This window comes from Isoptericola sp. NPDC056578 (assembly GCF_042793275.1).
In the GTDB taxonomy this organism is placed as follows: domain Bacteria; phylum Actinomycetota; class Actinomycetes; order Actinomycetales; family Cellulomonadaceae; genus Isoptericola.
The window spans coordinates 44666-54177 of the sequence record NZ_JBHTVC010000027.1; the positions used below are offsets into that span (position 1 = coordinate 44666).

The following is a 9512-nucleotide window of genomic DNA, read 5'->3' on the forward strand; positions in this document are numbered from 1 at the left end:
GACGCCGTGGGGGCGGGTCGGTGAGCCGCGCCCGGCTGCTGGTGCGCCGCACGGGCGCGCGACGCGGGCTGCTGGTCCTCGTCGCGCTGCTGGTCGCCACCGTCGCGGCGGCGCTCGGCACCGCCGTCGGAGCGGTCCGCGCCGCCGAGGTGGACGTCGTCCACGACGGGCTGACCCGGGGCGGCGTCCCGGCGGAGGTGCAGGTGACCACCCGCCTCGCCCCGGAGGCCGCCGCGGCGGCGCAGGACGCGGCGCTGCGCGGCGACGTCGACGCGCTCTTCGCGCCCGCGCCGTACGACCTGGTCCGCGAGGAGGTGCCCGACGACGACTCCGACGACCCGTTCGTGCGCTGGACGCTCACGCCGGACGTGGCCGCCACCGCCACCGCCGACCTCGCGGTCCTCGCCGCCGGGTCCGAGGCGCTCCTCGACACGGTCCTCGGCGACGACGCCGTCGCCGTGCGCGGCGCGACGGTGACCGGGGACCTGGGGGAGCGGGCGGCCGCCGCGTCGGTCGCTGCCGCCGCGGCGTCGGCCGTGGCCCTCGTCCCGATGCTCGTGCTCGCGCTCGCCGGCACGGTCGCCGTCGCGCAGGTGGCGCGCCTGCTCGCGGGCACGCGGGCGGCGGAGGTGCACCTCCTGGTCTCGCGCGGGGCGTCGGCGGCCCAGCTGACGGCCGCGGCAGCGGCCGAGGCGGCGCTCGTCGTCGTGGGTGGGGCGGCCGCGGGTGCCGGAGCGGCGGCGGCCGTGCTGGCGGCCCAGGGCACGCCCGGCGGGTCCCTCGCGGGGACGCTGGCGCCCGCGGCCCTGGCGACGGCGGCGGGGGCGCTGCTCCTCCTGGTGACGGTCGGCGGCCTGCAGGCCCGTGCCGCCGCGGCGCTGCGGGTGACCGACCGGTCGGGTCGCACGCGACGGGCCGCCACGTGGGGGAGCGTCGTGCTGGTCGTCGTGGCCGCCGGGCTCACCACGTGGCTGCTGCGGCGGTACGGCTCGCCCCTGGTCCCCACGCCCGACGGCGGCCAGACCGACCCCGCCGCCGCCGCGGCGCCCGCGCTCGTGCTCGCGGCTGCGGCCGTCGTGGCGGTGGCGCTGCTCGGTCCGCTGTCGGGGGCCTGGGCGGCGTTCACCGCGCGCCGCCCGGGCACCCGGGTGCTCGCGGCGCGGCAGGTGGCGCGGCGGCTCGCGGTCACGGCGGTGCCCGTCGTCCTGGTGGTGGTGGCCGCGGGGAGCGTGGTGCTCGCGTCCGCGTACGCCGGGACCGGTCAGCACCTGCGGGAGGCGGCCGCCGGCGTCGCCGCGGGCAGCGACGTGCGCGTCGTCGCGACGGAGGGGACGCCCGGGCCCGCCGCGACGTACGCGGCGCTGCCGGGCGCGACGGACGCCGCCCCCGTGCGGGTGTCCGAGACGGTCGTGGACGGCGTCCCCCTGTCCACCACGGCCGTCCCGCCCGACCGGGTCGCGTCGGTGGCACGCGGGCCGCACGGGCAGAGCGGCATCGACGAGATCGCGGCGGCGCTGGAGGGTCCGGGCCCCTACGCGGACAACCCGGAGCTCCCGGCCGGCACCACCGGGCTGGTGCTGCACGTCACCGGGCAGTACTACGTCGTGGACGACGCGGCCACGGCAGAGGCGGCCACGGGCGCGGCGGGCGGCGAGCCGGCCACCTGGGCGTCCCTCGAGGAGGCGACCGCGTCGGCGCCGTCCGAGCGGGGGCGGCTCCTCGTGCTCGAGGACTCGACGATCACCCTCCGGCTCTGGCTCGCCGACGCGGACGGACAGGTCGTCGGCGTCGACGTCGAGGAGCTGGACGTGGACCTCGACGGCGACCCCGGCGGCGGGCGGGCCGACACCCGCCCGATCGGCCCCGCCGAGAGCACGGTCGAGCTCCGGGCCGACGTGCCGCCGGCCCCTGCCGCCGCCGACGGCGCGCCGGGGACGTGGACCGTCGTCGCGCTCGACACCCGGCTGCCGGGCTCGCCGAGCGCGCTCACCACGCTGCGGCTCTCCGTGGACGGGCTGGACGCCAGCACCGACGAGGGCGCGACGACGGAGGTCGACGTCGCCGGCGCCGACTGGGCGCCCGCCCGCGACGACCCGGCGGCGAACGTCGCCTTCGGCGCCCGACCGGGCACGGGCCTGAGCTTCGCGGCCCAGGCCGACCACGAGGCGACGCCCTCGCCGTTCCGCGCCATGGTGGCGGGCTCGGGGAGCGAGCCGGCCCCCGCCGTCCTGTCCCAGGACCTGGCCGGCCTGCTCGACCTCACCGCGGGGGACACGACGGAGGTCCCGCTGGGCGAGGGCGGGCGGCTGTCCGTGCGGGTGGTCGACGTCGTGGACGTCGTGCCGGGCTCCCTGCACCAGGGTGCGGCGATGGTGGGTCTCGCCGACCTCCAGGCCGCGTCCCTGCGCCTCGCCACGGTGGTCCCCGAGGCCGCCGAGGCGTGGATCCGTGCGGCACCCGGCGCCGACGTCGACCGGCTGGCGGCGGCCGCCCGGGACGCCGCCGGGACGGCACCGGTCCAGGTCACGACGTCGACCGGGTCGGAGGGGTCCGACGCCGCGGGGCCGGTGCGCCAGGCGTTCGCGGTCGCCGCGCTCGCGGCCGTGGCGCTCGCCCTCGTCGGCGTGGGCGCGGTGAGCGTCGCCGGCGTGCGGGAGCGGCGCGGCGAGGTCGCGGTGCTCCGCGCGGTCGGCCTGCCGCCCCGGGCGCAGGGGGCGAGCCGCGCCACGGAGCTCGCCGTCGTCGCGGCCGCCGCGCTGGCCGCGGGGCTCCTCGCCGGGTGGGCGCTCGCGGTCGCTACCGTGCCCGGCCTGGCCGCGGCCACGCTCACCGGGTTCGCCGTCGTGCCGACGCCGGACACCGCGTTCGCGCCCACGGCCGCGCTCGTGCCCGGCGCCCTCCTGGTCGCGGGCCTGGCCGCCGTCGCGCTGACCGTGCGGGCCGCGGTCACCGCCCAGGCGCGCGACGGCGGCTACCGGGAGGAGGTGCGCTGATGCTGTGGCTGCTGCTGCGCCGCCACCTGCGCTCGGCGTGGGGGACGGCGCTCGTCCTCGCCCTGGTGACCGTCCTCGCGGCCGGCGCCGCCACCGCCGCCACCCGTGCGATCGCCGAGATGCGCTCGGAGCAGGTCACCTACGCCACCGAGCAGCTCTCGCCCCAGCGCCGGGACGTCAGCTCCCGGGCGTCGGTGGTGCCCGGCGGGGGCGTGTCCGCCGCCGACATGGTGATGACCGAGCCCGAGACCGCGCCGGCCGTCCCGCCGGAGCCCACGTGGGACGATTTCCTCGCGGGCATGGTCCGGCTGCGGGACGGCCTGCCGCAGCCGCTGCGCGACGTGCTCGGCGAGCCGTCGTTCACGGTCTCCTCGCGGGAGACGCGGACCGAGCAGGTGCCCGGCTCGGGGATCGAGGTCCCGCAGGTCGTCATGCGGGCGTCGGCGCGGATGTCGGAGGACCTGCGGCTGGTCGAGGGCGAGTGGCCCGTCGCGACGCCGGTGCGCACCACGTTCAACGGCCCCGAGGGCGACGAGCCCGTGCAGGTGGTCCTGTCACACCCGGCCGCCCGGACCCTCGGATGGGAGCTCGGCGGCACCTACGCCGTCGACGTGTGGAAGTTCCCGTCGCTGCGCGTCGTCGGGCTCACCGAGCCCGTGGACCCCGACGCGAGTACCTGGTACCACCAGCCGTTCGGGCGTGACGCCCAGCTGAGCGTCACGCCGAACGGGGCCACCATCGCGACGGCCGCCGTGTACGTCGACCCGGCGATGATCGGCTCCCTCGCCTTCCGGGAGGTGCAGACCGAGCTCTGGTACCCCGTCGCCGTCGAGGGCATCAGGTCGGACGACGTCGCCGCGCTGGCGGCCCAGGTGCGCGGGCTCACCCACGAGACGCTCGAGGTGCTCCCGGACGACCCGGTGACGCTCCAGGCGCGCACCGCCCTCTCCGACGTGCTCGACGAGCTGATGAGCGAGCGCGTGACGACCGACGCCCTTCTCGCCGTGCTGGTCGTGGGCCCGCTCGGGGCGCTCGGCGCGGTCGTGGTGCTGGCGGCGCGGCTCGTCGTCGAGCGACGCCGGTCGGCGCTCGCGGTGCTGCTCGCACGCGGCGCGACCGGCACCCGGCTGCGGCTGCTCACGGCGACCGAGGGCCTCGCCGTCAGCCTGCCGGCCGCGGTCGTCGGCGTGCTGCTCGGCCTCCTGGTCCGGCCGGGGGCCGTGACCGGGACCCAGCTGCTGTGGGCCGCCGCGGCGGCGCTGGCGCCGGCCGTGGCGGCCGCCGCCGTGACGGTGCCGCGCACGCTGCGCGCCGAGCGGCGCGACCTCGCCGCGGGCACGGGCGGACCCTGGCGCCGGACCGCGGAGCTCGCGGTGATCGGCGTGGCGGCGCTCGCGGCGGTGCTCCTTGCTCGCCGCGGTGTCGTCGGGGGTGCGGGCGACGGCGGCGTCGACCCGCTGGTGGCGGCGACCCCGCTGCTCGTGGCGGCCGCGGCCGCCCTGGTCGCCGTGCGCGTGATCCCGCTGCTGGCGCGCGGCCTCGAGCGGCTCCTGTCCCGGCGGCGCGACCTCGTGCCGTTCCTGGGGGCGGCACGCGCCACCCGTGCCCCGGCCGGCGGTGTCGTGCCCGCGCTCGCGCTGGTGCTCGCGGTCTCCGTGGGGGCGTCGTCGGCCGTGCTGCTGTCGACCGTGGACGCCGGCGTGGCGCGCCAGGCGCACGTCGAGCTCGGGGCGGACCTGCGGGTCTCGGGACCCGCGCTGGGCGAGGAGGACGTGGCGACGCTGCGGGGGGTCGACGGCGTCGCGGCGGTGGCGACGGCGGCGCGCGTGCCCGAGACCGCCCACCTGAGGTCGCCCGACGGGAAGACCCGCTCGGTGCAGGTGGTCGCCGTGGACGCGGCGGACCTCGCCGCGGTGCAGGCCGGGGTGCCGGACGCCTCGCCGGCCGTCGCGGAGCTGGTCCAGCCCACCGCCGACGGCGCCCTGCCGGTCCTCGCGCTGCGGGTGCCGGACGTCGCGGCCGGCACCACGGGACTCGTCCTCGACCTGCAGGACGAGAGCGCCGACGTCGTGGTGGCGGGTGCGTCGGACCAGGTGCCCGGCGTGATCGACGCGCCGTCGACCCTCGTGCTCGACGCGGGCGTCCTCGCCGGCCCGCTCGACTACGCGACCGAGCCGCGCACGGCCCTGGTGGCGCTCGACGACGGTGCGGAACCGGCACGGGTCGCCGCGGCGCTGCGCGACGCGGTCCCGGGGGCCGCCGTCGACGACCGCACGACGGTCGCCGCGGAGCTGCTGGAGTCGCCGGCCGCCCGGGGGATCGCGACCGGCGCGCGGGTCTCCGTCGCCCTGGCAGGGGTGCTGGTCGCGCTCACCGTGGCCCTCACGCTGGTGCTGGCCGCCCCCGACCGGGAGCGCCTGCTCGCGGTGCTGCGCTCGATGGGGGTGCGGCGCTCGGAGTCGCGCGGGCTCGTCGCGTGGGAGGTGGCGCCGTGGGCCCTGGGCGCGCTCGTCGTGGGGGCGCTGGTCGGCGTCGTGGTGCCCGCCCTGCTGCGCGCCCGCGTGGACCTCACGGCGCTCACCGGGGGCGGGCCGCAGCCCGCGCTCACGGTCGACCCGGTGCTCGCGGTGGGGGGAGTGGTCGGCTTCGTGGCCACGGTGGTGGTCGGAGCCGTGCTCGCGACGGTCGCGGGGCGCCGCGGCGCGACGCCGGAGCGGTTGCGGGAGGCGGCGGAATGAGGGAGGACGGCGGGATGTGCGTCGACGGTGACGACGGTGACGACGGTGACGACAGGGCTGTGACGGGATGGTGGTGACGAGATGGTGGTGACGCAGGAGGAGGCCAGGTGGCCGCGGGCCGAGGCCGCCCGTCCCGAGCCCGACGAGATCCGCTGCCGCGGGCTGGTGCGCATCTTCGCCACGGACGGCATCGAGGTGCAGGCGCTGCAGGGGCTGGACCTCGCCGTCGACCGCGGGGGCCTGGTGGCCCTGGTCGGGGCGTCGGGCTCGGGCAAGTCGACGCTGCTCAACATCCTGTCGGGCATGGACCTGCCGACGGCGGGCTCCGCGGTGGTCGCGGGCACGGACCTGCTGGCGATGACACGGCGCGACCGCGTGCGCTACCAGCGCTCCACCGTCGGGTTCGTCTGGCAGCAGACCGGACGGAACCTGCTGCCGTACCTCACGGCGGCCGAGAACGTCCGGGTGCCGCTCGAGATCGCCCGCACCGGCTCCCGGGCCGCGCGGGCGGCGCGCGTGGCCGAGCTGCTCGAGCTGCTCGACGTCGGGCACGTGGCCGACCGGCTGCCGGGCCAGATGTCGGGCGGGCAGCAGCAGCGGGTCGCGATCGCCGTCGCGGTGGCGGGCGCGCCGCGCGTGCTGCTGGCGGACGAGCCGACCGGGGAGCTGGACGAGGCGACGAGCGTCGAGGTGCTCGAGGCGCTGCGCGGGGTGAACGCCGCCACCGGCGTCACCACGCTGATCGTCACGCACGACCCGACCGTCTCCGAGCACGTCGCGCGGACGGTGCAGATCCGCGACGGGCGCACGTCCACTGAGGTGCTGCGCCGCACGGAGGTGGACGAGGACGGCGCGCAGCGGCACGTCGCGGAGGAGTTCGCCGTGCTGGACCGCGTCGGGCGCCTGCAGCTGCCGCAGGACTTCGTCAGCGCCCTGGACCTGCGGGACAGGGTGCGCCTCGCCCTGGAGACCGACCATGTGGAGGTCCGGCCGGCCGGACGGCACGACCGGCAGCAACGGCACCAACGGCACGGACGGTCGGAGGAGGGGCGATGAGCGTCACGACGACCGTGCTGCGCGCGGAGGGTGTCTCGCGCGTCTACGGCAGCGGCGCGGGCGAGGTGCGGGCGCTGGAGGACGTGTCCGTCGAGGTGGGGGCCGGCGAGCTCGTGGTGGTGGTGGGGCCGTCCGGCTCGGGCAAGTCCACGCTGCTGCACCTGCTGGGCGGGCTCGACCGGCCGACGACGGGCACGGTGCACCTCGGCGCCGACCCCGCGGCGCAGGGCCCGGGTGCCGTGGAGCGTGAGCTGGGCGGCCTGGGCGAGGACGAGCTGCACGCGGTGCGCCGCACCGAGATCGGCTTCGTGTTCCAGTCGTTCGGGCTGATCCCGGTGCTGTCGGCCGCGGAGAACGTGGAGGTCCCCCTGCGTCTGGCGCGGGTCGACGCCGCCGAACGGGCGACGCGGGTCGCCGAGGCGCTCGAGGCGGTCGGCCTCGCGGACCACGCCGAGCAGCGTCCGTACGAGCTCTCGGGCGGGCAGCAGCAGCGGGTCGGCGTGGCGCGGGCGCTGGTCGCCCGACCGCGGGTGCTGCTCGCCGACGAGCCGACGGGCCAGCTGGACTCGACGACGGCCGCGCGCGTCATGGCGCTGCTGCGCGACCTGGTGCACTCGCGCGGGGTGGCCGCCGTCGTGGCGACCCACGACCCGGAGCTGGTGGCCATGGCGGACCGGGTGCTCGTGGTCCGCGAGGGCCGGTTGGCGACGGTATGACGGTTTCCGGGGCCGGCCGCCGGTCGTGTCCCGGAGGTTGCGCCCAGATACCGGATTGGTCACGGTTCCGGGTGCAAAGGGGGCGAAGGGTATGTGCGGGCGCCGAACGGTGACTAGAGTCACCCGCGCACAGTGCAGTGCGCGGGCACACGCGCCTGCACCTCACCGAGGGGTGATCCCCGCCGGTGAGCGACTCAACTCAGGAGGACACGTGACACCTCGACGACGACTTGCAGGCATCGGGGCCTTCACCCTCGCCTCGGCCCTGCTGCTGTCCGCGTGCGGTGGCGGCTCGGGCGATGACACCGGGGAGGGCACGGGCGGCGGCTCGGGCGCCGGGATCATCACCGTGCAGAACGGCGAGCCGCAGAACCCGCTCATCCCCACGATGACGAACGAGACCAACGGCTCGCTGGCCATCTCGAACGTCTTCGCGGGCCTCGTCTACTACGACGCCGACGGCCAGACGCAGAACGACATGGCGGAGTCCATCGACTCCAAGGACAACCAGACGTGGACCATCACGATCAAGGACGGCTGGACGTTCACCGACGGCTCGAAGGTGACGGCGCAGAGCTACGTCGACGCCTGGAACTACGGTGCGTACGGGCCCAACGCCCAGAACCTCAGCTACTTCTTCGAGCCCATCGAGGGCTTCGCGGACGTGAACTTCGCCGAGGACCAGCTGAACGAGGACGGCAGCCCCAAGGAGGGTGAGAAGCCCGCCTCGGAGACGATGAGCGGCCTCAAGGTCGTCAGCGACACCGAGTTCACGGTCAAGCTCGCCCAGCCCGAGTCGGACTTCCCGATCCGCCTGGGGTACTCCGCGTTCATGCCGCTCCCGGAGGCGTTCTTCGACAACCCGGACGCCTTCGCCGACAAGCCGATCGGCAACGGCCCGTACCAGGTCGAGAACTGGGTGCACAACGAGGTCATCGAGCTGCGCCCGAACCCCGACTACCAGGGCGAGCGCAAGGCGCAGAACGACGGCGCCGACCTGGTCGCCTACACCGAGGAGGACACGGCGTACAACGACCTCCTCGGCGGTCAGCTCGACATCGTGAAGAACGTGCCGTCGTCGTCGTTCGCGACGTTCGAGGACGAGCTGGGCGACCGCGCGGTCAACCAGGCCGCGGCCGTCATCCAGGTCATCAACGTCCCGGAGTACGTCAAGGAGTTCGAGGGCGACGCGGGCCTGCTGCGCCGCCAGGCCATCTCCATGGCGATCGACCGTGACCAGATCACCGAGACGATCTACAACGGCACCCGCACCCCGGCGAAGGACTTCACGTCGCCGGTCATCGACGGCTGGTCCGACAAGGTCGAGGGCAACGAGGTGCTCGAGTACAACCCCGACGAGGCCAAGAAGCTCTGGGACCAGGCCGAGAGCGAGGACCCGGTCGGCGCCGACTTCACGCTGCAGATCGCCTCGAACGCCGACTCCGACCACCAGACCTGGGTGGACGCCGTCTGCAACAACGTCCGCAGCACGCTCGGCATCGGGTGCGAGTTCGACCCGTACGCCACCTTCGACGAGTTCCTCGACGCGCGTGACAACGAGCAGATCAAGGGCCTCTTCCGTGGCGGCTGGCAGGCCGACTACCCGGCGCTGAGCAACTTCCTCGGGCCGATCTACGGCACGGGCGCGGGCTCGAACGACATGGGCTACTCGAACAAGGAGTTCGACGCGAAGCTCAAGGAGGGCAACGGCGCGACCGACCCGGAGGCCGCGATCAAGGCCTACCAGGAGGCGCAGACCATCCTGTTCGGTGACATGCCTGGTATCCCGCTGTGGTACCAGAACGCCACCGGCGGCTTCGGCGAGGACGTCGAGAACGTCGTCTTCGGCTGGGACAGCGACCCGATCCTGTACCAGGTCACGAAGCAGGGCTGACGCCCGATTCGGTGCCGGGCGGCCGCGGGCGCGATGGTGGCGGCCGGCCCCCCCCGTTTAGGTGGGGGCGGGGGTGGGGCCACCCCCCCCCCGCCCCCCCGACAAGGACGGGGGC

5 protein-coding genes are annotated in these 9512 nt (G+C 76.3%); all 5 read left to right on the top strand.

Annotated elements, in window-relative coordinates:
• Positions 1–20 precede the first annotated feature (20 nt).
• The 5 genes from ACFQ80_RS12490 to ACFQ80_RS12510 all read left to right on the top strand — a co-directional run bounded on the left by ACFQ80_RS12490 (position 21) and on the right by ACFQ80_RS12510 (position 9397).
• Positions 21–2993 (top strand): FtsX-like permease family protein, encoded by a 2973-nt coding sequence (locus ACFQ80_RS12490; protein ID WP_430563872.1) that lies wholly within the window; start codon positions 21–23, stop codon positions 2991–2993.
• Positions 2993–5731 (top strand): FtsX-like permease family protein, encoded by a 2739-nt coding sequence (locus ACFQ80_RS12495; protein ID WP_430563873.1) that lies wholly within the window; start codon positions 2993–2995, stop codon positions 5729–5731. Before ACFQ80_RS12490 ends, ACFQ80_RS12495 begins: the two co-directional genes overlap by 1 nt.
• Before the next feature lie 87 nt (positions 5732–5818).
• Entirely contained in the window at positions 5819–6787 is a 969-nt protein-coding gene (locus ACFQ80_RS12500) for an ABC transporter ATP-binding protein (protein WP_430563874.1), read from the top strand.
• On the top strand, positions 6784–7503 hold the full coding sequence (locus ACFQ80_RS12505; protein ID WP_430549651.1) for an ABC transporter ATP-binding protein: 720 nt from the start codon (positions 6784–6786) through the stop codon (positions 7501–7503). The genes ACFQ80_RS12500 and ACFQ80_RS12505 overlap by 4 nt, the downstream gene beginning before the upstream one ends.
• A 211-nt stretch (positions 7504–7714) precedes the next feature.
• A complete protein-coding gene (locus ACFQ80_RS12510) occupies positions 7715–9397 on the top strand; it encodes an ABC transporter substrate-binding protein (protein ID WP_430563875.1) in 1683 nt (560 codons plus the stop codon).
• The last annotated feature ends 115 nt before the right edge of the window (positions 9398–9512 follow it).

What these genes read in the sequence shown, in the direction of transcription:
- ACFQ80_RS12495 (WP_430563873.1), top strand. Translation starts at nt 2,993, where the DNA reads ATGCTGTGGCTGCTGCTGCGCCGCCACCTGCGCTCGGCGTGGGGGACG.
- ACFQ80_RS12505 (WP_430549651.1), top strand. Translation starts at nt 6,784, where the DNA reads ATGAGCGTCACGACGACCGTGCTGCGCGCGGAGGGTGTCTCGCGCGTC.